The organism is Polyangium mundeleinium (assembly GCF_028369105.1).
GTDB classification, from domain to species: Bacteria; Myxococcota_A; Polyangia; order Polyangiales; family Polyangiaceae; genus Polyangium; species Polyangium mundeleinium.
This window is the reverse complement of the sequence record NZ_JAQNDO010000001.1, coordinates 8,210,244-8,233,326: the sequence shown is the minus strand read 5'-3', so window position 1 is coordinate 8,233,326 and position 23,083 is coordinate 8,210,244. Positions and strand designations below refer to the sequence as shown.

The following is a 23,083-nucleotide window of genomic DNA, read 5'->3' as shown; positions in this document are numbered from 1 at the left end:
ACATGCGCAGGTTTTTTCTTGTTATGTTCGTGTCGTCCACCGGTGTGATTGGCGTATCCTGCACGGCGCCACCATCCTTCGTACCGGTCGAGTGTGATCCGGACTCGTTTTTCCCCGCGCCCGAGTGCATCGACGGGGGCACGGACGCCGGATCCGACGCGCCGGACGCCGAGCCCCAAGCCGCCTGCACATCGCAAGGCGGGGAATGCGTCGAGATTCCCGACGATCCCGAGGCCGGCTTCTGGAGCCAGGTTCCGTGGGCCGTCTGGTTCGGCCCGGCCGCGGACATGCCGAAGGAGTGCCCCTTCGTCGGGGGCGAGCAGCTCAGGCTTTACGCCGGCCTTACCGCTCCCCCCGCGCAGTGCGACCCCTGCGAATGCCAGGAAGCCACGGGGCAATGCAGCGGCGTTCCAGGGGCGATCACGATCGGAGCTGGCATGTGCGGCGCAGGGGGGGCGCCGTCGCTCCCTTTTGACGGCCCGGGGGGGTGGGAGGGGAGCTGCACGGGCGCGAACGCGCTGCCCGCGGGGGCGCAGTGCCCCCCGGGGAGCGGCGTCCCGTGCGCGCAGTCGATCACGTTCTCGGCGCTTCCGCCTCCGGCCAACGAGACGTGCGGCGTCAAGCCGTCGCAGATCATCAAGGTGGGCGGGACGAAGAGCACGGAATGGGAGACGGGCGCGCTTGCATGTCGGTCGAGCCTCGATTCGTCGCTTTGCGGCGCGGGGGATCAACTGTGCATTCCCAAGGTTCATTATCCCCACCGTCAATGCTTGTGGCGGGAGGGGAAGCACACCAAGTGCCCCAAGCCCTACGATTATGAGGGGCCTCGGGTCATGTACCCGTTTCAGCCCAAGGAATCGCGCGAGTGCACAGAATGCATGTGCGGCGCGCCGCAAGGGGGCATGTGCATGGCAACCGTGCGCCTCTTCGACGATGGTGTCTGCTCGAACGAGTTCCACCAGAGGATCGTCACGTCCGAGGACAGCCCCTGCGATCCCATCCTCCCCGCGGGCCGAGCCATCGGCGGGAAGTCCGTCACGGAAAACGTCTACGTCAAGGGCACGTGCGAGGCGGGCGGTGGGGAGCCTATCGGCGAGGCGGTCGAGGATGAGGAGAACGCTGTGACGTTCTGCTGTCGACCCTCGTACATGTTTGACGAGTAGACCTCGGGCGCGCACCGCAGGTACGACATCTTCGTACAAATCAGCAACGAGCATCGTTACCCGCTGCCTCTCCGACGCGTTGTTTGTCTTGAGGGACAAGCACAAGCGACTCGCAGGAGGGGGCGGTGGGGAGATGCTTTTTTGGGCATGCGTTTTCCCATCGCCCTCTCCTGGGGGTCGCTTGTTGGCCCCCAGCCTTCCCCTTCCCGGGCCGATTCTGGCGTCGGACGCCTGCTCGCGCACCAAGACCAAAAGAGAGGGCCGGACGCGGACCCGGGAGGGGAAGGTTTTTTCTTGCTCGTCGCTCGAAGACGGGGCGCCGTCGCGCGCTCGGCTGCGCCATGGCAATGGCCAGGTCTGTGGAACAGCGGAAGGGGGCACGCACGCCTCGTCTAGGCCTTCTGGCCGGGATTCGAGTTCATGTGGCAGCCCGGCCATACCGAGGAGGGGCATTGCAGGGCCGAGCGCTCATCCGGGCGCGAGCATCTCGCAAAGCTCGCCCAGGCGGTAGCCCTCGGCCAGCGCGCGCACCTCGCCCACCCAAGCGGAGAGCCGCGCGTCCTCCGCCTCGATCGCCTGCAACGCTTGCAGCAGCTCCGGGATACGCCCTCGCTCGGCGAGGTCCAGAAGGCGCGCGCGTACCTCCGCGGGCGGCTCGATCCGGGGCGCAGGCGCCGCCTCCCCTGGCGCCGCTTCCATTGCACGCGGCGCGTGGCTCCAGGTGAGCGCGAGCCGCCGCGCGAGCACCTCGAAGAGCGCCGGCAAGCGCACGGGCTTGGGGAGGAACTCGTCGCAGCCGGCGTCCCTGGCGCGCCTCTGTTGCTCCTCGTCCACGCTCGCGGAGGAGGCCACGATGGGCAATCCCGTGAGCGCAGGCGTCTGGCGCAGACGGCGCGCGACCTCGTCGCCAGGGATGTCCGGCAGGGTGAGGTCCAGGATCACCAGATCGGGCCGCCGCTCCTCACAGAGCGCAAGGGCCTTCCCGCCTTCCTCGGCCTCCTCGACCTCGAACCCGAGCGGCCCCAGCGCGTCGCGCAAGAAGGCACGGTTATGGTCGTTGTCATCGACGACGACCACCACCCGCCGCGCGCCCTCGTAGCCCGTGATCTCCTCGGAGAGGTGCTCTTCGCCCGCTGTCGCACGCTCCGGAAGGGCGGGCAGGCGCAGGGTCACCGTGAACGTGCTTCCCGCGCCCGGAGCGCTCTGCACCTCGATCCGGCCGCCCATCTGCGCCACGATGCGCTGGGTGATCGAAAGCCCGAGCCCGGTGCCCTCGATACGCGCGCGCCGGTCGCCCGATTGCTCGAAGGGCTGGAAGATGCGCGCCAGATCCGCAGGTGCAATCCCCGGCCCGGTGTCCTCGACGTGAAAGGAAACCTCCTCGCCCCGGCCCTCGACGCGCAAGGTGACGCTCCCCTCCCGGGTGAACTTGACCGCATTGCCGACGAGATTGACGAGCACCTGCGTGAGCCGCTTTTCGTCCGCGCGCACCCAGGAAGGCGCATCCTTCGCGGGCACGTAATGAAATGCGAGCCCCTTGCCCTCCGCCCGCACCCGGCAGAGGTCCACCACGCTTTGCACGAGCAGGGGCAGATGGACATCGCTCGGAACAATCTCCAGCTTGCCCGCCTCGATGCGGGCGAGGTCGAGGACGTCGTCGATGAGCGAAAGCAGGTGCTCGCCCGACCTTTGCACGACGCCGAGCCCGTCCTTGCCCTCCCGGGGGAGCCCCGGCATGCGGGCGACGAGCTGCGTGTAGCCGAGAATCCCATTGAGCGGCGTGCGCAGCTCGTGGCTCATGCTGGCGAGGAAGGCCGATTTGGCGCGGTTCGCCTGGTCGGCTGCCTCCTTGGCCGCCTTGAGCTCGGCGGTGCGCGACTCGACCTGCTGCTCGAGCTCGAGGGTCCGCCGCCGCAGCGCGCGCAGCCGCACGCGCACCCCGCTCCAGACGAGCCCGAAGAGCGCGAGCGTATAGCCGAGGTAGGCCCACCACGTCCGCCACGGCGCGGGCTTTACCTGGAATGCAATCGAGACGGGCCCCGCCACGTTGCCGGCATGGTCGCGCCCCCAGACCTGGAAGGTGTACGCGCCCGCGGAGAGGTTCGTGTACCTCGCCTTGGCGTCCGTGCTCCAGTCGCTCGGCGAAGGGTCGAAGCCGGCCATCTGCGTGCGATAACGCGTGTCGCGGTCCCGGAAGAAGGAGAGGAGCGCGTAATCGAAGGCGACGGTGTTCTCGTCCCACGCGATGCCCATCCCGGGCAGCAGCGCCCCGCCCGCCGCGCGCGCCGCGGAGAGGACGAGCGGCTTGGGCGTCGTCGCTTCGACCTCGTCTGCCGGATCGAAGACGGCGGCGCCGCCGGCGGTGCCCGCCCAGATGCGGCCGCGGCTGTCGACGAACGAGCCGTTCATGTTGCATTCGTTGCTCGGCAGCCCATCCTCGGTGGTGAAGGTGTAGAGAGAAAACTCGGCGGGGTCGTCCGGCGTGGGCGCGCGGGGTGAGAGGCGCGCGACGCCGCGGTTGGTGAAGAGATGGATGCGGCCCCGCGCGTCCGCGCGCACCTGATAGATGGTGTCGTCCGGCAGCGACGGGCGGCTCTTCGTGCCGAGAGGCGAACGCCACACGTTGGCGTCGAGGTCATACCGCGCGACGCCGCCGCCCAGGGTGCCGATCCAGAGCACACGCGCGCCGCGCATATCGCGCAGCTCGGTCAGCGTGGCGACGAAGTCCCCACCGAGCGGCGCGTTCGCCGACGTGTAGTTCGTCCATCGACCGTCCTCGAGCCGGGACAACCCTCGGCGCGTGCCGAACCACGTGGCCACCTTGTCGCCCGGGCGCGTGCTCTCGAGGACGGACGTCACCCCGTTGTCGAGGAGCTGCGTGTTCTCCTGCTTGACGACCTGCCAGGCGCCCTGGTCGTCGAGGCGCGCGGCGCCGCTGCCCAGCGTGGTGACCCATAACCCGTGCCCGTCCAGCGACTCGCGCAGGTCGGTGACATTGCCGCGCGGCATCGGGGAGTTGCGCGGGGTGTACGTGGTGAAGCGCCCGTCCTGCCAGCGATGGAGCTCGCCGCTGGCGCTGCCGATCCAGACCACGCCGGGCTCGCGCCGGGAGGCGAGGAGCGTGGTGATGCTATTGCCGAGCCCCCCCGGCGTATCGGGCGAAGTGAGCGGCGAGAAGCCTCCCGCGGACCGCCGGATCACGTTGCCATCCATGCCGAACCAAAGCTCGGGCGCGCCGCCCTCGGGGCGCACCTCCGTGATGGCGTACACGGCGCCCGAGAGGGGCGAGTTGCGCGGCGTGAACGCCGTCCACCCGTCGTGCCGCAAGCGTGAGAGGCCGCCGTTGGTGGTGCCAATCCACAGCACCTGCGCGCCGTGTGCGCGGCTGGTCGGCGCGAGGGCGATGACGTAATCGTCCGGGAGGGTCGAGCGCGCCTTGGCCAGCACCGTCCACACGCCGTCCTGCAAGCGCACCAGGCCCCCGCCCATGGTGCCGATCCAGAGCGCACGTTTTCCCGCGCCGCTCACCGTCTCGCCGAGCGTCCGTACGAACTCCGCGGGCAGAGGCGAGTTCGCTTTCGTGAACGGCTCCCAGCGCCCGTCCGCGTGATGGGCGAGGCCGCCCATCGTGCCGACCCAGAGCTCCGGCCGGCCCCCCTCGCCGACGGTGGTGAGCAGAGCGGTGACGATATCATGAGGCAATCCGTTCGCCTTGGTGGCGAACGGGGCGCAGCGCTCGGCCTCGCAATGCAAGAGCCCGGCGGTCGTGCCCACCCAGAGCGTCCTCTCACCGTTCGGCCCATGGCCTTCGCGCACGGCATCGACGCCTGCGCGCTCGAAACCGGGCCCGAGCTCGATCCGACGCAAGCGCTCGCCCGCGTCGAGGCGGTGGAGGCCGCCCACGGTGCCCACCCAGAGCGCGTGGCCTTCCCCCTCGCGCGTCTCGACGATGGTGCGCACGAGCTTCGTGGGGCCCTCGACCGCCTCGATGCGCGTGAACCGCTCGCTCGCATAACGAAAGATTTCGCCCGTCTCCAGCCCGAACCAGACGGCGCCGTCATGCGTCACCGCAAGGGCCGTCACCCAGCTCGACGAGGTTACGCCGCGCGGCAGCTCGAGCGGCGTGAACCGCTGTCCGTCGTAGGAGGCGGTGCCGGCCTGGGTGCCGATCCACATTCGCCCGCCCGGCTCGAAGGCGATGGCATTGACGCTGTTCTGGGGGAGCCCGTCGTCCGCGCCGAAGGAGCGGATCATGGGCACGCCGAGATCCGCGATGTCGGCGGCGGAGGCGGGACCCGCAAGAGAAAGGAGGAGCCCCAAGGCGAGGCAGGAGAGCGCATGTCGAGGGCGAAAGGAAGACCGGATGGTCATGCGCCGCGCATCTTACGCGCGCTCGCTCCCGGTCGCAGTCTTGTTCGACCTGGCCGGCGCACAGGAAGCGCCAGACATAAGGGAAGAGGCGCGGGGGTTGTTCGCCGGCGCCCCGGGGCGCCCCCGCCGGGAGCTGCCGGAGTAGGACTTTGGTCCCATGGCGCACGTGGCCCGATGGAGCTTATCTGGGGCGACACGGAACGTCGCGGCTCTTGTATGTGGAGCAGCCCGAGGCGAAGCCCTGAGCGGGCCCGCAAGTGTCCCTGAAAGGAAAAAGCAATGGCTACAGTGAGCTTTTCGTCAGACTGGTCTCATAAGCAGAGCGGCGACATTCGAGCCGGGGAGCCCTTGCAGATCGAATACGCCACGGACAGGTTGTGTCAGTGCCGGGCGGAGCGTTATGGGCAGAAGGCGTGGAGTATCCGCGTCAACCTCCGATTTCACCCGAGCGGACAGGAGCAAGCCGGCGATGTCTCCTCAGGAGCCTGCCAGGTGAACGTGCCCGCGAACACCAGCCGGATCGAGCTATGGTTCAACAATACGGATCACACGGGCTGCTCGACCTGGGATAGCCGCTACGGCCAGAACTATTGGCTGGACGTGAAGGCCGCTGGGTAAGGGCCGCAGCTCGGTCTGACAAGCTGCTGCGCGCCTGCAGGGGTGCCGGAACCCGTAGCGGAAGCGGAGGCGCGAGTGCCCTGCGGGTCGAGCAATGACGAACACCTGGCCAGGTTCCGCCGGGAACTCCGACAGATCCGCCTGCGCGAGCGTCCGCCGCGCGAGCTCGCCGTCAGGGCGCAGGCGACGGGCGTCCTGCCACCCGCCGTCGAGGCGCTACGCATCGCCGCTCGTGCTGTCTGGAAGACAAAGGAGGGAGCGCTCGATCGTGGCGGCCTCGGTGTGCTGTTGACGGTGGGCCGCCGGATGGAGAAGCTCGCGCCATGAGAAGCGCGCTGATCGTCGGTGACCTCCAGGCCGGGATTCTCGACAACTACCCATTCACGAAGGCCGTGGTGCCACCGGTGACTGAACTGCTGCCGCGTGCGCGCGCGGCCGGGGCGCTGGTCGTGTTCGTGCGTACCGCGTTTCGGGCCAACGGGGCGGACCTGGCGGGTGAGGTCTTCGCGGCCTTCTACCGAGCCGGTGACCTGTTCCACGAGGGTTCGCCGGGTACGGAGGTCGCGCTGGAGGTCACCGCGGACGACGTCGTCGTGCTCAAGCGGCGCACGAGCGCGTTCGCGGGAACGGATCTCGATCTGGTGCTCCGCGCCCGCGGCGTGGACTCGCTCGCGCTCACCGGAGTCGCGACGAGCGCCATGGTCGCGGCCACGCTATACGACGCGTCGGACCGGGGCTACAGGCTGACCGTGCTCCGCGACGGGTGCGCTGACCAGGATCCGGCGGTGCACGAGCTCCTCGTCAACACTGTCTTTCCCAGCAGGGGAGCGGAAATCCTTACGTGCGCGGAGTGGCCAGCTCCTTCTCGAACCAGTGGTGCGCGTACGGCTCCCCGTTGAACGGCTCGACCTCGCGGTAGCCCGCGGCGCGGTACAGCCTCAGCACGCGGTATCACCGAGCTGCTCGGGTTTGTTCAAGCTCCCCACGCTCGCCGCCGAATCTCGTGAAGCTCAGAGGCGGCGGCGCCGCTCGTCCCGGGGTGTGGAGCGCGCCTATGATCAGCGTTTGCGGGCGCTTTTGACCCCGGACGCGGGCGCGTCCGGGCTAGGCGTGGGAGGCTCGCCTAGCAGTCGAAGGCCGGCTCCAGGGCGGGCGTCGTGGGCGGCTTCCTGTGCTGCGGGAAAGCGGTCGCCCCGGCCTTCGGCGACTCAGAGGCAACTGCTCCATCGCCGCGCCTCCACCGCCGCCGTGTTGATCCTGCTTGCCGCGTCTTGCGGCCGCGACGCCCTCCCCGATGGCCAGCCGGCGCCGGTCGAGCCTTCCCCGACGCAAGCTTCGCCGCAGCCGTCGAGCGCCGCGATGCCGAGGGACCTGCGGGCGGCGTACATCGCCGCGGTGCAGGCGAAGGCGTCAGAGGCATATGCCGCGAGGAGGGCCGGGTCGCGCTCTTGTATGCGGACCTCTTCGGGAAGGATGCCAAAAGGAAGGAACTCCTGACCGTGCTTCTTCCTGGGGCGTGACCGGCGGTAAACATCGTCGCTGACCGGCACGTCGTCAACCGCATCGGCAGCGGAGCTAGGCGCTCCGTGGGCCGCGGGGTGGCGCGCCGCAGGGGCGCGCCTGCGTTTCCGCTGCCCGTGACGCGGCTCGGGAAGCTACGGATCGAGTGGAAGCGAACGGGTTGCCACCGTAGGCGCCCTCATGCGTCGAGCTAGCCTTCCTTGCACGGATCGTCCACCAATTCCGCCGACGATCGCCCGAAGCGCGCCCGGACGACGTCCTCGACCGACACGAAATGCATCCCCCGTCGCCGGATCTCTTCGATGATCGCTGGCAGCGCCCTGGCGGTCTGCGCGTGGGTGCTATGGAGCAGGATGATGCCGTAAAAGCCTCGATCGAGGTTCCGCTTCACCGCGGAGAGCACGCATTCCGCGTCGCCCCGGGGGCACCGGCCGTCGGCGATGGCGATATTCCATCCGATGTGGACTGCGTGCCGCGCGACGATGGGGGCCACCTTCTGATAGCCCCGGCCGCGCCGGCCCCCCACGTAAGGATCGCCGTAAGGCGCCCGGAAGAGCGTGAGGCGCGGCGCCTCGTCGCCCAGGATCTCCCGTACGGTCTGCTCGACGCTCGCGATTTCATGCTCGATTCGTTCGGGTGACAGCGAGGAAAGGCGCCAGTGGTGCACCGTGTGGTTGCCGAGCGCGTGCCCTTCCTCCACGATTCGACGCACGATGGCGCGGGCGTTCTCGTTCGTGCTCAGGGATGACCAGTTTTCCGTATTGATGAAGAATGTCGCGTGGACCCCCTCACGCGCCAGCACGTCGAGCACCTTGGGGGTATTGACCAGATCCGGGCCGTCGTCGAAGGTGAGCCCGATGGTATCGGGCGTGAGATACGCCGGCCGCAGATCGAAGGGAATTTCTGGGGCCTCCTCGCACGCCTCGAGCGTGCGAGACGCCGCCGGGCCCGCGGGCGTGTGACGCTCGGGCGTGACGTGAGTCGCATGCGCGGAGAGCCCCGCGGATACTGCGAAGGCCCCCAGGAGGAGGGCCCGAATGGTATCCGTTGCACCTTCGCTGCGCATGATGCCACCTCCCCATCGACGCGGCCCGCCATTCCGAGGCGATCAGCGCCATTCCTCGCAAGTCATCAGACGGCCAGACCCAACCGTCAATGGCTGCGATGATGATGGTGAGGGGGAGAAGCTTCAGCGCACGGCAAGATCGCGGGGCTTCTCCGACAGGATGCAGCGCTCAATTCGCGCCGATCACCGCCGCCGTTCGCGCCTTCCCGATTTGCGCCGCCTGCGCCGTATCTTCGTTCCTCGTCACCACCGCGCTCGTCCCGGTGAATGCCACGTACGTGACGCCGCCGTCGACGCCGCCAAAGGTCGGGCTCGGGTCGATGCCGAGCATCTGGGCCATGGCGTACGAGGCCTCGCCGATCACGCCCTTCGGGCCGAGATCGCCGAGGATGCCGTAGAGTATCTTCCCTTGGTGGATGACGCCGACCACGCTCCCGAGCTCCAGGCCGTGGGCCTTGTAATCGAAGCCGTTGCTCGGCAGGGGCAAGACGACGAAAGGGAGCGTAGACGCGTCCAGCGGGTTGCCCGCCGAGTCCACGGCGGACGTCTCTGCCTGATAATACGGGTCGGCCTTGCATTCCGCGCCTCGGCCGCCGTCGCAGTCGATGTCGAGGTCCGAGGTCCACCAGATCGCGCCATTGAGCGCGCACAGGGGTACGGTCTTTGCGCCACCTGCGTCATGTGCGAATTTCGTCGTCCCCGCGAGCTGATGGCAATTCGTCAGTTTCGCGACGAGATCGGCAGGCACGGGCTCAGGGCCCGGCGCTGGAGCTGGGGCGGCGTCGTCGTATTCGCCGGAGCTCGCCACCATCGCGCTCCGCAGCGCGCTCGCCAGCAAGATCGCAGCAATGGCCACGATGCCGCCCGCGGAAGGAATACGAGTTCCTGGCATGGCGTCCCTCCTAGCTCAAGCATAAAGCGCTTTCAGACGGGCCGGGAGCCTTGGCTCTACGCGACGGTCGAGACCGAGGCCAACGACGGCATCGTCAAAACACGTCCGGCGAGATGGGCCGTGATGTGAGCGCATCCTGACGCGATCTGTCGAATTCTGCAGAGCCGGGAGGGGCCGCGCTGGCAAACAGCCTCGCTGCGCGCCGGGCCTCGATCTCGAGGAGCGCGCCGCGCTCTGCACGCGAGGGTTCGGGCCCTGACAGGGCGATCGGGATCCCGCAGTACCTCCAGGGGCACCATGAGCACAGTGCCGCGCGCGGGCCGGGTGGGTGGTGTGGAGGATGAGACCGGGTGAGAGGGCAAGTCGGGGCAGGCGCCTGATGCCGCTGCCGCTTCCGTTTCCGCTCCCGATTTCCGCATCCGGCAATTGATTCATGCCAGATCAGGCCGGCCACCACCACCTGCCTCCGTCAGGGGGGCTGCTCATGCGCGGCCGCGATAGTGAGTGGAATAGGGAAAGCCGTCGTATCTGCGGCGGAGACACCCTAACCCGGCCGCTCCTCATGCCCGGCTGCTGAAGCTCGCGCCGCCATGGTGACGTCGAACGCCGTCCGGTGGCCGGCCTCAGCGGAGGGGGCTCGGGCCGGCCGGGGATATGGCAGGGAGTCGGCTGCGAGATTTTTCCGGTGACGCTGCCATGGCACGCGCGTCCAGCCCCCTCGACGCGACCGGCCGTCGCCTTACGTTCTGACGAGAGCGGTCGTCGACATTCAATGCGACGGGATTCTATCGGCAAGTTTTCATCCTGCAACTGGTCGGTCGAGCCGTCACGGAGGGGTTCATGGCCAGCGAGCAGTTTTCGCGGGCCCGGGGAGGTGGAACGCCATATCGGGGCGGTTCGTTGTTTGGCAGGGCCATCCAGGCGATGGTTGCCTGCCTGCCCGCCCTCCTCACCGGCTGTGGAGGCTGTGGATCGGCGACACCGGACGGGGACAGCCCAACACCCCCTCGGCAGGTCTCTGCGGTAGAGATCGCAATGCTCGATCTGGCCGAACAGATCTTGATCAGCCGGTGCATGAAGGCGCACGGCTTCACCTTCGTTCCTGTCTGCACGCCGCCGAGCGAGCGCCCGTCCTTTCGTTACGTCATCGATGATGTGGTGTGGGCCCGAGAGCACGGCTTCGGTGACGGAGGCACGCGAGGAAGGGCGCAGGCCATGCGGCCGAACCCCAACCAGCAGTATTTTGATGCGCTGGCCCCGGGCGAGCAACTCGCCGCCCTGGCGGCCCTGAACGGGGAGCGGCCGGACGGACTGTCCGTGGCGATGCCGATGGGCGGGGTCATCACGGCCAGCGACCGGAGCTGCCGCGCGGACGCGCAACGTCGCCTCTATGGTGATCTCGAGGCCTGGTTTCAGGCGACCACCATCGTGGGAAACCTCGCGCCCTTGTATGTCGCCGAGGTCGAGCAGGACGCGCGGTTCACGAAGGCGGTGGAGGATTGGGCCCGGTGCATGAGCGGGGCCGGGCATCCGTACCCGAGCCCCAGGGATCTCCGCTCCGCGCTCGATGATCTCACCAAAGGCCTCGGCCCCGCCGAGGCACACGACGTCGAGGTCCGCCTGGCGGTCGCCGAAGCCACCTGTGCTCGCGACACCGCGCTTGCAGCGACCGTGGAGGAGCTCGACCGGGTTTACGGGGACCGCGTCCGCGAGAAATACCGGTCTCAGATCGAAGCCGAGCGGCGCATGCAGCACGCCGCGCTCCCGCGAGCCCGAGAGATCACCGCCGGGGGATCCTAGGGGCGCAGCGGTCCGAAGACGTGCCCCGACAATCGCGCCCGGGCTTCAAGAGATCGTCCGATCGAGGGCGGAACGAGGAGGGATGGAGATGCGAAGAACAGGAACGGCAAGGGCAATCATCGCGGCAATCGGTCTCATGGGGGTCGCTCTCGCAGCGCCTGCCAGCGCTGCCGACGGGAGGGTCTACGTCTATGAGCACATCAACTACGGGGGGCGAGTTTGCTCCACGGAGGGCAATGTCAGTGATTATGCGTCGTTCTGCGGACACGACATGGTTTCCAGCGCATGGAACAACGGGTACAATAGCGGCAACCGCGACGTGATCTTTTACGAGCACCCCAACTACAGGGGGCGTGGGACGTGCCTCAAGAACGGCCAGAGGTGGGCCCGCATGCTGCCAGGCTGGAACGACGTCGTCTCGTCGCACAGGTGGAGCATCTGCTCATAGGTGAGGAGCGGGGGCGGGAGGGGTCGACCTGGCCGTGGTTGGGTGGTGCATCGTTTCACCACCCACGCGGGTGCGTTCAGGACCTCCGCCCGCACCGCCTCGAGCGCAATAAAGGGAGAGCTGGCCATGACATTACGTTTCACGCGGGGGCTCATCGCGGCGGCCACGGTTCCTGCACGAGTTCGGCTACCCGTCCCAGCAGAAGTGGGGGCCGGTCTACCTACGTGGGCTGCTCGGGCCAGGCGACCGCAAGAGCATCGAGCCGATGGCCGCGCGAGTTTGCCCAGGTGAGACGCAGCAGCTTCACCACTTCATCTCGACCTCTCGCTGGGACACGGCCGGGCACGAGCGCGTGCTCCTCGAGAAGGCTGGAGCGCTCGTCGGCGGCAAGAACGCCCACCTCATCATTGACGACACCGCAATTCCAAAGAAGGGAACGCACTCGGTCGGCGTCGCGCATCAGTACTGCGGGCAACTCGGCAAGAACGCCAACTGCCAGGCTCTCTTCGACGCGCGCAAAGAACGGCTTCAAGGAAGTGCAATGGCGGGACGGGACGAAAGGCCATCTCTCCGCGTCGTTCGCCGCCATCCGCGTGCGCGTGGCCGACGGACCGAAGGTCATCGGACACAATCGTGGGCCAGGCGAAGAAGCCTGGCTCGTCTGCGAAAAGCGCGCGAACGGCGTGCGGAAGTATTACCTTTCGAACTACCCGCCCGACACCGAACTCGGAACGCTCGCCTCGGTGATCAAGGCGCGCTGGGCTTGCGAGCAAGCACATCAGCAGATGAAAGAGGAGCTCGGGCTCGACCATGTCGAGTGCCGCTCCTGGCACGCGCTGCATCATCACGCGCTCCTGACGATGATGGCCTTCGCCTTCCTTCAGCACCTACGCAACGCCGAAAAAAACGCTTGGACACAGCGGCTCACCGCCTGAACCGTCGCTACCGGAGATCCGGCGGCGACTGATTCAAAGGCTCGCTGCGCCCATGAGATGCGCGCGGTGCGGAGCGACGGTGCGGGCGCTCGTGCCGATATGAAGGTGTGGTTGGTGGTGGCAGAGGAGTGCTAGTGCGCAGTAGGCGGCGCCTATGCCGATTCCTGCGTGTCCTCCTCGTCAGGCATGTGGGTGACCTCGGCGTAGTTGAAGACGTGGTGAGGCTTTTCGTGGGTCAGGTGCGGCTCCGGACGATTGTGCCTGGTGCCGTTGCCCTGGAGCCGAACGATACGGACCTGGTTGCTGCTCGATTGTTCACGCGGTTCCATGATGCCTCCGTGTCGTGGTGGGGTGTTGCGGCGCCGGATGCCGCAAGACCTTTCACCCCCCGCACGTTTGGAGACACAAGGAGCATGCCAGGAGGATGCGCTCAGGCTGCTCATGCAAATTCTTTTCTATCCGATCCGGCGCGGTCGTGGATCTTGCGCCGTGAGCGAGTAAACCACATTATCGACCGGGCGGTCGTGCAACCATTGAGCGCACCGGAGCACGCCCTCGCGCCGGAAGCCGAGGCGCTCCATCGTCTTGATGCCGCGCCGATTTTCAGCGGCAGTCTGGGCCTCGATACGGATGAGCCCGAGTGCATCCATGCCATAGCACGTCAGCGCAGCGCCTGCGTCGTACACCAGCCCCAGCCCCTCGTGCGCCTCTTCCACCATGCAGGCGATTGAGCTGCGACGATCGGAGGCGCGTAAGTCGTACAGACCCATCACACCCACCACCGCGTCGCGGTGCCGGATCACGAACCACAACGCCTTCTGCTCATCGAAGTCGCGCCGCGCCGCCGCCATCACCTCCTGCAGGGATTCCAGGCTCCGACACCCGTCCACCCACGGGCACCACGCACGCAAACGCTCACGGTCGCGATCGAACAGATCGAGCACTTCGCCTGGAGCGGCAGTCCAAAGCGACGTCAAGTGCGCATTGGCGCGGAATTGAAGCGTCGGCATGACGGACGGATAGTCCGGAAATAGAGTCCTGCGCATGGCGTGCCTCCTTCACGGCGAGGCGGCGGGCCTCGTTTTCGCAGCGCGCCGCCTGAAACGAGACAAGGGGAACGTGAACCGTCGAGTCAGCGTGTCAAGGAGCGATGTGACGTTACATTATTGAACACTGACGAGCATACGGCGGACACGGCGCTTGGCGCGTTCATTGTACCTTCGGCGAGCGGGTGGTCGGAGGATTCGCAGCATTCGGCTACGCCATCGAACGCCCATCAACCGCATCGAGGAGACTCCATGCAACGAATCGAGCAACTCGCCCGCGCCCCTGTGCGCACCATCTGGTTCCAGGACGGCGGAAGTGGCCACAACCGGCAGGAGCCGCGCCTGACCCACAGGAAGCCGCATCACCTCTTCTGGTACGAGAACTACATCCAGACGAAGGATGCGGAGGAGGTAGGCGTCTCCTGCCCCTGCAACACGTTCTAGACGCGCAGCCAGCCCGGGAGCCTTCCGTACCGGAAGCGCTCCCGGTTTCGATTGGAGTTCGTTCCCCCATGAAGCCCAAGGACCATGTATCGCTGGGAGAGCAGCTGGATCGCAGCCTTCACCCGGTCTTCGGTGTACGCCCCACGTACTTTGCAGACTCGCTGGAGGTCTACGACTTTCTGCGATCCACGGGGTGCCGCTGTCATTACCTGGCGGCTGGAGACGATCCGGCAAGCCTGCCGGAGGAGCTCCGGGCCAACGCCGTCCTTCTGTTCACGGAACGCGATAATCCACCGCGTTTCTACGACGACGCGTTCGGCAATAGCAGGGTGCTGATGATCCCACTGCGCCCTTTCGAGCCTTCCCTGCGGGCTGCCATGTATGCGCTGGAGCGCATCGCCCAGTCTGACTTTGCGCGAGCGGCAGAGAACAGCAGGCAATTGATAAATTTCATCGGAGCGCACCAGGATTCATTTCGTATCCAGGGCGATGGGTGCGATCTTCTCGTGCAGTTGGCCGACGAGATCACCGTGATGCAGCCCATCGAGGATCCCTTCCTCCAGCCAAGAGAATGGGGCGCTATAGGACAGTGGCTCGAGGTGGGGTTGATCCCGAACGGAGGCAACATCCAGCGCTCGGGCTACCTCGTGAAGGGGCAGTTCCTTGCCCGGGGGACGTCCATCGCTCGCCACCAGACGATGCCGGAGGCCAGAGCCCATCTCCACCGCGAGGCACGCGAGCTCGCGCATGACTTGCGTGAGGATGGTCAGTTCCCCCTCACGCTGAGCGTGGAGGACTCGCGCATCAAGGAGATCCGGACGCAAGGCGGCAAGGACATTTACAAGGAGGTGCGACGGCTATCAGGTGAGCACACGGACATGGTGCTCCTGGAACTGTCAATGAGCAGCAACGCTAGCACGTCCAGCCAGACCATCGACTGGAGCATCAACTCCGTCATGAACGAGGGCTGCGCGGGGGTTCATGTCGCCGTCGGCGATGGAATCAGCGCGGCGCATATCGACTTCATCGCGACCGACGCCAGAATCATCCCCTGAACGCCCCCACGCCGGCCTTGACGGCGCCTGTCGCGACCGTGCGGCATGCAGCCGCGTTTGCCTGCCGCCCGTTCGCCGGGGGGCGATGATCCTGCTAAGCTGCCGCGCGCCTACGCTGCCCGTTAGCCCAGCACCAGCGGCAGCGATGTGTAGCCCAGAGCCACCCGAGCCACTTGCTGGCGGACCGGCGCCGCCGCTCCCCGGCCCAGCGTGGGGAAGCGATCGAGGAATGCATGGAGCGTGGTGCGTGCCACGAGGCGAATCAGCGGCGCGCCCGCGCAATAGCGTGATCCCCGGCCGAAGCTCAGGTGCTCGCGGTTCGTCGGGCGCTCGGGCCGGAAATCGTCCGGGGCTTCGAACACCTCCGGGTCCCGGTTCGCCGCACCGCAGCACAGATCGACGAGCTCACCTTCCGGGATTTCCATGCCGCTGACCACGATCGCTCGTGTCGTCACCCGGCTGAAGCTCTGCATTGGGCTTTCGTAGCGCAATGCCTCCTCGACGATGGGCTCGACGAGCGACCTGTCCTCGCGCGCTCGCCGCCAAAGCTCCGGGCGATCCCCGAGCAGGGCCATCATGTTGCCGAGGAGGTTGGCCGAACCCTCGCTGCTGGAGATCACCGCCCCCGCGATCGCGCCGCGGATCTCGTCATCCGGGAGGGACTCGCCCTCGATGTCGGCCGCGATCATCGCGGAGAGGAGGTCATCGGCCGGCTCGGCCCGGCGTGCGGCGATCGCCTGCCGGAGGTAAGCCGTGAATTGCTGGAGTGCCTGAGGCCGCTCCTTCAACGGCATGCTGGAGTAGGCGACGCCGGCTTCGCACCACGGCTTGAACAGGGGCGCATCGTCGCTCGGGAAGCCGAGCGCCGCGACCATCATGCGCGTGGACAGAGGGGCGGCATAAGCCGTCATGAACTCCACGGGTCCTCGCCCCACCGTGTCCAGTAGCGCGCCTGCGATCTGCTGGATCTGGTCCGCGAGCGCGCTGAGCCGCTGCGGAGAGCATACTTCGCTCACCAGGCTCCACAGATGCGTGCGGTGGGGCCGCGTGCTCCGGACACGCATCAACCGGGGGATGCCTTCCCGAAGCTGTGGCGTGGCCGCGCAGAACGCGGTAGGGTCGCGGAGGGCGGCGAGCACCTCCCTGTGGCGGAGCAGCATCCAGACATAGGGCGGCTCGCTTCGGCCTTCGCGCGATGCAACGTGCAACCGCGTGTAGCACACAGGCGAGGCATGCTGGAGGGCGCGATAAACCGGGTATGGGTTCCGAATCGTGGAAGCGGACCCGAGCACCTCCGGAGGCAGCGGCGCAGGAGGGTTCATGAAGCCCTCCTGACACCACGCACGCGGGCTCCCGGCGCGGCTGGCCAATGATTGATGCGATTGGGCGCCTCGCCGGCTGCGGTCGCGACGGTAACGTTATCCAGGTGCGGCGGGCTCCAGTATCGTTTCAGCTGGACAAGATCGGCGGCCATGGCAGGGCGCGACATGGGGGCGCCGGCCAGGAAAGCCGATACGATGGCGACGAGGGTCAGAGGACTCGATTTCATACTCGCTCCCGTGACGGTGCTCGTCGCCCAACTGCGACTTGCCGTCACTCCACTACATGCGGTCGCTCCCGAACGCCGCCAAGCGCTGCTGCGACGACACGGAGCACGGTTTGCACGGCGCGGGTCGGGAAGCTCCTCGCCGCTCCCAGAACGCGCGCGGGGCGCAGAGGCGCCAGGAAGGGTCCAGAAATCGAATCCGGTTTCGCCTGGTAGCGGCGCCGGTCCCGAGGACGGGGTGGCGGGCGGAGGAAATTCGGAGACCCGCTTCCTGCCCTGGGGGTCCCCGTTCTCCGTATTGGGCGCAATGTTCTTGGCTGTCGGGCAAACCTGTGCATCCACGACCGATGCTCATCGGACGCGTGCAGGGGGCCGGCGTCAGTGCGGAAACGGCAGCGAGAGCTGGCCCCTCGGCGCTCTTAGCCTCCTCGGCGGCCCGCGTGGGGAGAGCCCGACTCGAGCCAGTCCCGCCGCAATCGCTTCGGGCGTGAGCGCCACCGCCCGCCAGCGCATTTTGCCCGAGCATTCGGGACACACCGTCACGTCAATCGCAAACACATGCCGCAAGAGCCACGCCCACGGCTTGCGGCGCATCTTGCCCGCGTCAAAACCCGACGGAGCCTCCATCTGCCCGAACAGCGATAGCTGTTCAATGCCTTGTGTCTTCAACGTCGCAGGAGCTGGCTCCACCGCAGATCCCGCGGGTTACGCCGGGTCAGGGGTGACGGAATCCGAAGCGGAAGCGGATTGCGGGCGTGGCGGCGGGAGCGGGGCGTCAGGGCGTGCAATGCAAGGCCATCACCTGCCCGGCGCCCGCATGACCGTCGAAGGGCGCTCCCGGCGCGCTGACGGCGATCTCTCCCTTGCCGTCGCCGTCGAGATCTCCGAGCAGCGCGACGCCGGTCCCGAAGCCATAAATGCCGACGTTGTCCGGAGGGAGCACGTGGACCACGTCGATGAGCACGGCGCCGTCCTTCCCGCTCAGCACAGCGACGCGCCCGGTCATTCCGAGCACCACGATGTCCAGGCTGACGCCGTTCGCACCTGCGATGACATCGGGCACGCCATCGCCGTTCACGTCGTCCGCAGACGCCAGGGCCACACCGAGATGGTCATCGGCGCGATCTCCCTTGCTCGTCCACAACGCGTCGCCGGTGCGCCCGTCTAGCGCGACGACCCTCCCGCCATTCGGCACGAGCGAGGCGTGGTTATGCGCGCCCACGATCACATCGGGATATCCATCCGCGTTCACGTCGCCGTGGGTCGAGAGGGGATTGCCGATCAAGTCCGGCGTGCCCCCCTGGCTGCCCGCTTCGCCCACGTAGGTCCACAGCGGGTCTCCCGCAAGTGAGCCGATCGCTTGCACGCGCCCCTTGAAGTTGGCCGCGTACACGTCGCCGACCAAAAGCTCGCGCAGGCCGTCGCCGTCGGCGTCGGGCACCGTCGCGAGATTGGCTCCATAAACAGGGCTCGCCTCGGCAGGCGTCTCTGGCTTCGCGAACACCGACGCGTCCGCGCCCGAAGAGAGCTCCACCCAGCCGGGGAGCTGCATGCTGAACCCGGAGCTGCCCACGAAAAAGTCCGGCTTGCCGTCGCCATTGCGATCCTCCGCGAGCGTGATGCCATGACCCAAGCCATCCCCGGCCGGCGTTCCTTGGCCCAGGCGCGTGAACCGCTCCTCGAACCCCTTGGGCGAGAAGACGCGGACATTCGTGGCGCACGCGAGGGGGCTCGAGGAACCCCCGGAGGAACCCCCGTCGTCCTCCTCGCATACACGCTCGTGGGCGGCGACCTCCTCGACGCCATCGCCGTCGAAATCGCCGCCCACGGCCCGCACGTATGCACTGCCCCCGAGGACGGTTTCGCCAAGCCGCGTCCCATCCTTGCCCGAGAGGACGACCAGGGCCGTGGCTTTGCCTTGATTGCGGCTCACGACGAGATCACGAAGGCCATCGCCGTTGACATCCCCGACGCCGACGACGTTGTTGCCGAGCCCTTCCGACGCGGTTTTCCCACCGGCGATCCACAGGATCTCGCAAGAACCGGCGCGCGGCTCGAGGAGCAAAGCATTGTCTTCCCCGCCCCCCGCACCGCCGGAGCCCCCCATCCCGCCGGAGCCCCCCGTACCGCCCGAATCGCCGGTGCTGCCCGGGTCCTCCCCTGGATGTTTGCAACCACCCGCGACGAGCGCGAGCGCAAGCCCGACCATCACCACGCGGCCCCGCCCCGCGAGATTCATCTTCGTTCTCATCTGTGCCATGCTCCTTAAGAACGCGGCCGCCATGACCGCTCGCCTTGAACATGCGCAGCGGGAGACCGAGCGACGACATAAACCAGGGCGCGCGCGTGCGTTCTAAGGTTCTTTAAGGTGTCCCGGTCGCGCGCTCCGAGCGAGCTGCCCCTCGGCGCGCGCCTGCCCGAGCCGACGACGAGCTTCGTGGGGCGCGTGCGAGAGCTGCGCCGGATCGGCGCGCTCTTTCGCGAAGGCGCCCGGCTCGTTTCGGTGCTCGGGCCTGCCGGGATCGGCAAGACGCGCCTCGCGCTCCAGTATGCGAGGCGCGCCCTCGCCGGCGGGCGGAGGGCCGTGGGGGGCGTGGATCTGTCGCGTGCGCGGGGCGCCGACGCGCTCCTCACGGCGCTCGCGCAGGCGCTCTCCCTTCAGGTCGGGCCGCGCGGCCCTTCGGTCGAGCTGATGACGGCGGAGCTCTCGGCGCGCGCGCCGCTGCTGCTCGTGCTGGACAACCTGGAGCAGGTGGACGGCAAAGGCGTCGCGCTCCTGTCCACGCTCGCGGCGGGGGCGACAGGCGTGCGCTGGCTCGTGACGTCGCGCGCGCCGCTGCGCATCCCGGAGGAAGCTCGCCTTCGCCTCGATCCCCTCCCGAGCCGCGCCGCCGCGCGTCTCTTCGAAGCACGGTGCCGCGCCGTCCAGCCCGGCTTCGTGATGGGCGAAGGCAATCGGGGCGAGGTGGAGGAGCTCGTCATGCGGCTCGATCGGAACCCGCTCGCCATCGAGCTGGCCGCCGCGCGGGCCGACATCCTGACGCTCCCGCAGCTCCGCGCCCGGTTGACCCGCCGTTTCGAGCTCTTGAAGCCTCCCGCAGGCGCCGCGCGCGCGCCGCGATTGCAGGAGACCCCCGCGATGGTCCGCGAGCGCTCGCTCCTCGCTGCCCTGGATGGGTCGTGGGAGCTGCTCGACACGCCCGAGCAACGCGCGCTCGCGCGCTTGTCCGTGTTCGCGGGCGGCTTCGACCTCGATGCCGCCGAGGCGCTGCTCGCGGAGGGCGCGGCCGAAAGGGCTCCCTTCACGCTCGACCTTCTGGAATCCCTGTGCGAGCAATCCCTCCTGAGCCGCGAGCGCGTGGAGCCGGAGGGAGAGGCTCGTTACCGCCTCGGCGAGAGCGTGCGCGATTATGCCGCCGCGCGCCTCGGCGAGGGCCCGGAGCGCGCCGCCGCAGAGCTCGTGCACGCATGTTTTTATGTCCCGCTCGCCGAGCGATGGGCGCGCGGCGCCGTGGGGCCCGACGCGGATGCGTGTTGTGCGAAGCTCGGGCGGGAACGCGAAAACCTCCTCGCCATTCATCTGCGCCTCGCCGAGCGGGCGCCTTCCCTCGCGGCGCGCGCGGCGCTCGCCCTCGGCCCCGTGTTGATTGCGTCCTCCCCGCTGCGAGCGCGGCAGGAGATGTTTGGCGCGAGTGCCGTGCTCGCCGAACGCGCAGGCGACGCCGCGCTCACGGCGCGCGCGGCGCTCGCGTGCGCCGAGCAGGAGCGATACATGGGCGAGACCCGCGCGGCGCTCGCCCGCGTGGTGAAAGCGGCCGAGCTCGCGAGGGGGCTCGCGGACCCGACGCTCGAGGGCGAGGCCGCGCTCGTGCACGCGTACCTGTGCTTTGACGCGACGGCGTTCGCGGACGCGGCGCAGCACGCCGAGAGGGCGCGCGCGAGCTTCCTCGCCGGGAGTGATCGGTACGGAGAAGCGCGCGCGCTGCACCTCCTGCTCGTGCTCGATACGCACGGCTTGCAGACCCGCTCGCGTGAGCTCGCCGAGAGAGCCTTGCACCTGGTCCGCGAGGTCGGGGACCGGCGGCTCTTGCTCTCCACGATGGTTCATGTCGGGAGCCTTTCGGTGGAGCAAGGGCGGCACGCCGAAGCGCGCGTGGCCCTCGAGGAGGCGCTGTCCCGCTCGCGCGCGGACGGCGCGCGCGAGGTCGAGTGCCGCGCGCTCGTCTATCTGAGCTTGCTGGAGAGCGATCTCGGCGATTTCGATCGCGGGGAGGCGCGGCTGCTCGAAGCGATGCCGCTCGCCCGGCAGCTCGGGCACAGGCTCGCCGAAGGCCTGGTGGTGGGATCCCTCGGCGTGGTGGAGCTCTTGCAGCGCCGCGTGGGCGAGGCGCGCGCGCACCTCCGCCAAGCGGCCTTGCTGCTGGAGGACGTGGGAAACCGCCATGCGCGCGCGACCTTCATGGCGTTCGCCGGCGCCGCGGAGGCGCTCGAGGGCCGCGCCGTCGACGCCAGGGCGCTTTTCCAGGTCGCGAGCGAGCTCGTGAGCGGCGCGGAGCCGCCGAAATGGGTGGCCGGGGTGCTCCATGTCCTCGGAGGTCTGCTCGAGGTCGACGAGGCGCGGCGTGCGCGGGACCTGCGCGGGGACGACGAAGGCTGCAAGCGCCTCGCGCGCCGCGCGCACCGGCGCCTTTCGGACGTCGAGGCGGGCGCGCTGCGCCCTCGCGTGGAGGGGCGGCGCAAGGGGAGCCGGATCCCATCCGCGTCGCCCGCCGCCGCGTCCTGGGCTGACATCCGGCTCGCCGCGCGGCTCTTGCGGGCCGAGCTCGCCGCGCTCGAAGGCCCGCTTCCGGCGCCCTCGACGCGCGCCGGGGCTGCCTCGGCTCCGGAGGTGGCGGCCGACGGCTCGTGGTTCACGCCGCGCGGGGGGACGCCCGTGGATCTCGGTCGAAGGCCCGTGCTTCGGGCGATCCTGGCCCGGCTCGTGGAGCACCTGCGCCGGAGCCCCGGCGCCGCCCTGTCGCTCGCGGAGCTCTTCGCCAGCGCCTGGCCTGACGAGCGGCCTCGGCGCGGGGTCGCCGAGAACCGCATGTACGTGGCGATCGCCACGCTGCGCTCGCTGGGCCTGCGTGACGTGCTCCGCACGCGCGACGACGGCTACCTGCTCGACCCGGGGCAGGTGATCCACGTCCGCGCGTGAGGCGGAGGCGGACGCAGGGCGCGGGGCGAGGTCGCGCCGCTGCACGCCGGCTCCCTCCTCGGTCCGACCTGTTCAGTGGTACCCCGCTGATCCGTCGTCCAGGACACGAACCCGAGGTGCCGGCTGCCCGTTTCGGTCTTCACCGGACAAGTTCACCGGTGATCGGACAGAGTACGTCCGTCACAGGCGCCCGGTTCGTGTCATCTTTCTTGGCCGGCGTTCAGGTACCTGGTAGGGTGTTCAGGTATGCACCGCGCCGCTGCCACGGTCCTCGTCCCGGACGCCGACGCTCGCCACAAGGAGCTCTTCCAGAGCGCGCTCGTCCGCCCCGCGATCGAGGGCCTCTCCGGCCGCGCCAAGGCCTTGCCCCTGGGCCTGCACACCGTCGACGCGTCCTTGCCCGAGGGAGGCTTGCCCCGAGGCGCCGTGGTCGAGCTGACGGCGCCCCAGGGCCTCGCCCGCTCGACGACGCTCGCCTTGTCCCTCTGCGCCTCCGCGCAAGCCGAGGCCCGCCTCCGCGGCGAGAGCGATACGCGGGGCGCGTGGTGCGCCTGGCTTGATCCTACACAAACGCTCTTCGCGCCCGCTCTCGCCCGCGCCGGGGTGGATCCCGACCGGCTGCTCGTCGTCCGGCCGAACCTCGACGACCTCGCCCGCGTCGCCGTCCGTGTCGCCGGTTGCCACGCCTTCTCCGTGGTCGTGATCGACACGGCCGGCGTGCCCGGCTGCCGCGGCGAGACCCGGCTCGACCGGTGGGTCACGATCGTGCGGCGCCTCGCCCTCGCCGTCGAAGGCAGCGACACGACCGTCCTCTTGCTCACGGACGCGGCCGCCTCCCGCGCGATGCCGCTGCCGGCCGCGATGCGCATCGAGCTCGAGCGGCTCAGCGAGGATCGGCTCGGCCTGCGGGTCGCCAAGGACCGGCGCGGCCGCGTGACGGGGGCGCAGTCGATCGAGCTTGGAAAGAGCGCATGATGGGCG

At 68.5% G+C, this 23,083-nt stretch carries 17 protein-coding genes and 2 pseudogenes; 11 read left to right on the top strand and 8 right to left on the bottom strand.

The window, feature by feature from the left end; all coding sequences use genetic code 11:
* Positions 1 to 2 precede the first annotated feature (2 nt).
* Positions 3 to 1,163, top strand: a complete 1,161-nt coding sequence (locus tag POL67_RS32760; RefSeq protein ID WP_271924368.1) for a hypothetical protein — start codon at positions 3 to 5, stop codon at positions 1,161 to 1,163.
* 468 nt (positions 1,164 to 1,631) lie between these two features.
* Here the strand turns inward: POL67_RS32760 and POL67_RS32755 are convergent, their stop codons facing one another.
* Entirely contained in the window at positions 1,632 to 5,534 is a 3,903-nt protein-coding gene (locus POL67_RS32755; protein ID WP_271924366.1) for a hybrid sensor histidine kinase/response regulator, read from the bottom strand.
* Positions 5,535 to 5,822: 288 nt separating this feature from the next.
* On the opposite strand from POL67_RS32755, the gene POL67_RS32750 reads away from it, so the two are divergent.
* A complete protein-coding gene (locus POL67_RS32750) occupies positions 5,823 to 6,152 on the top strand; it encodes a DUF6209 family protein (protein WP_271924364.1) in 330 nt (109 codons plus the stop codon).
* A gap of 323 nt (positions 6,153 to 6,475) precedes the next feature.
* Positions 6,476 to 7,051, top strand: a complete 576-nt coding sequence (locus POL67_RS32745; RefSeq protein WP_271924362.1) for a cysteine hydrolase family protein — start codon at positions 6,476 to 6,478, stop codon at positions 7,049 to 7,051.
* Positions 7,052 to 7,360: 309 nt separating this feature from the next.
* On the opposite strand, the gene POL67_RS32740 is transcribed toward POL67_RS32745, so the two are convergent.
* The 3 genes from POL67_RS32740 to POL67_RS32730 form a co-directional block, all read right to left on the bottom strand.
* Positions 7,361 to 7,702 (bottom strand): hypothetical protein, encoded by a 342-nt coding sequence (locus POL67_RS32740; protein WP_271924360.1) that lies wholly within the window; start codon positions 7,700 to 7,702, stop codon positions 7,361 to 7,363.
* A gap of 161 nt (positions 7,703 to 7,863) precedes the next feature.
* A complete protein-coding gene (locus tag POL67_RS32735; protein ID WP_271924358.1) occupies positions 7,864 to 8,739 on the bottom strand; it encodes a polysaccharide deacetylase family protein in 876 nt (291 codons plus the stop codon).
* 169 nt (positions 8,740 to 8,908) lie between these two features.
* Positions 8,909 to 9,631 (bottom strand): glycoside hydrolase family 75 protein, encoded by a 723-nt coding sequence (locus POL67_RS32730; RefSeq protein ID WP_271924356.1) that lies wholly within the window; start codon positions 9,629 to 9,631, stop codon positions 8,909 to 8,911.
* Between the two features lie 1,035 nt (positions 9,632 to 10,666).
* Here POL67_RS32730 and POL67_RS32725 point away from each other — a divergent pair.
* The 4 genes and pseudogenes from POL67_RS32725 to POL67_RS32710 all read left to right on the top strand — a co-directional run.
* Positions 10,667 to 11,431 (top strand): hypothetical protein, encoded by a 765-nt coding sequence (locus tag POL67_RS32725; protein ID WP_271924354.1) that lies wholly within the window; start codon positions 10,667 to 10,669, stop codon positions 11,429 to 11,431.
* 136 nt (positions 11,432 to 11,567) lie between these two features.
* Complete coding sequence (locus tag POL67_RS32720) at positions 11,568 to 11,879, top strand: peptidase inhibitor family I36 protein (protein ID WP_271924352.1); 312 nt, start codon at positions 11,568 to 11,570, stop codon at positions 11,877 to 11,879.
* A 217-nt stretch (positions 11,880 to 12,096) separates the two neighbouring features.
* Positions 12,097 to 12,378 (top strand): annotated as a pseudogene (locus tag POL67_RS54340) (transposase); the annotation flags it as partial.
* A 31-nt stretch (positions 12,379 to 12,409) separates the two neighbouring features.
* Positions 12,410 to 12,778, top strand: a pseudogene (locus POL67_RS32710) (IS701 family transposase); the annotation flags it as partial.
* Between the two features lie 188 nt (positions 12,779 to 12,966).
* Here the strand turns inward: POL67_RS32710 and POL67_RS32705 are convergent.
* On the bottom strand, positions 12,967 to 13,143 hold the full coding sequence (locus POL67_RS32705; protein WP_271924346.1) for a hypothetical protein: 177 nt from the start codon (positions 13,141 to 13,143) through the stop codon (positions 12,967 to 12,969).
* A gap of 126 nt (positions 13,144 to 13,269) precedes the next feature.
* Positions 13,270 to 13,860: a GNAT family N-acetyltransferase gene (locus POL67_RS32700; RefSeq protein WP_271924344.1), complete on the bottom strand. Its 591-nt coding sequence runs from the start codon at positions 13,858 to 13,860 to the stop codon at positions 13,270 to 13,272.
* A 252-nt stretch (positions 13,861 to 14,112) separates the two neighbouring features.
* On the opposite strand from POL67_RS32700, the gene POL67_RS32695 reads away from it, so the two are divergent.
* Together POL67_RS32695 and POL67_RS32690 are read left to right on the top strand one after the other, a co-directional pair.
* Positions 14,113 to 14,304 carry a hypothetical protein gene (locus POL67_RS32695; RefSeq protein ID WP_271924342.1) on the top strand — a complete coding sequence of 64 codons (192 nt, stop codon included), beginning with the start codon at positions 14,113 to 14,115 and terminating at the stop codon, positions 14,302 to 14,304.
* Between the two features lie 68 nt (positions 14,305 to 14,372).
* Positions 14,373 to 15,359, top strand: a complete 987-nt coding sequence (locus POL67_RS32690; protein WP_271924340.1) for a CgnE/CgnB domain-containing protein — start codon at positions 14,373 to 14,375, stop codon at positions 15,357 to 15,359.
* A gap of 122 nt (positions 15,360 to 15,481) precedes the next feature.
* Here POL67_RS32690 and POL67_RS32685 read toward each other — a convergent pair whose 3' ends face one another.
* Positions 15,482 to 16,681, bottom strand: coding sequence for a cytochrome P450 (locus tag POL67_RS32685; RefSeq protein WP_271924338.1), 1,200 nt, complete (start codon positions 16,679 to 16,681; stop codon positions 15,482 to 15,484).
* Between the two features lie 999 nt (positions 16,682 to 17,680).
* Positions 17,681 to 19,156, bottom strand: a complete 1,476-nt coding sequence (locus POL67_RS32680; RefSeq protein ID WP_271924336.1) for a VCBS repeat-containing protein — start codon at positions 19,154 to 19,156, stop codon at positions 17,681 to 17,683.
* Between the two features lie 117 nt (positions 19,157 to 19,273).
* Between POL67_RS32680 and POL67_RS32675 the strand changes: the two genes are divergently transcribed.
* Entirely contained in the window at positions 19,274 to 22,102 is a 2,829-nt protein-coding gene (locus POL67_RS32675; RefSeq protein ID WP_271924334.1) for a winged helix-turn-helix domain-containing protein, read from the top strand.
* A gap of 246 nt (positions 22,103 to 22,348) precedes the next feature.
* Positions 22,349 to 23,077: an ImuA family protein gene (locus tag POL67_RS32670; RefSeq protein WP_271924332.1), complete on the top strand. Its 729-nt coding sequence runs from the start codon at positions 22,349 to 22,351 to the stop codon at positions 23,075 to 23,077.
* The last annotated feature ends 6 nt before the right edge of the window (positions 23,078 to 23,083 follow it).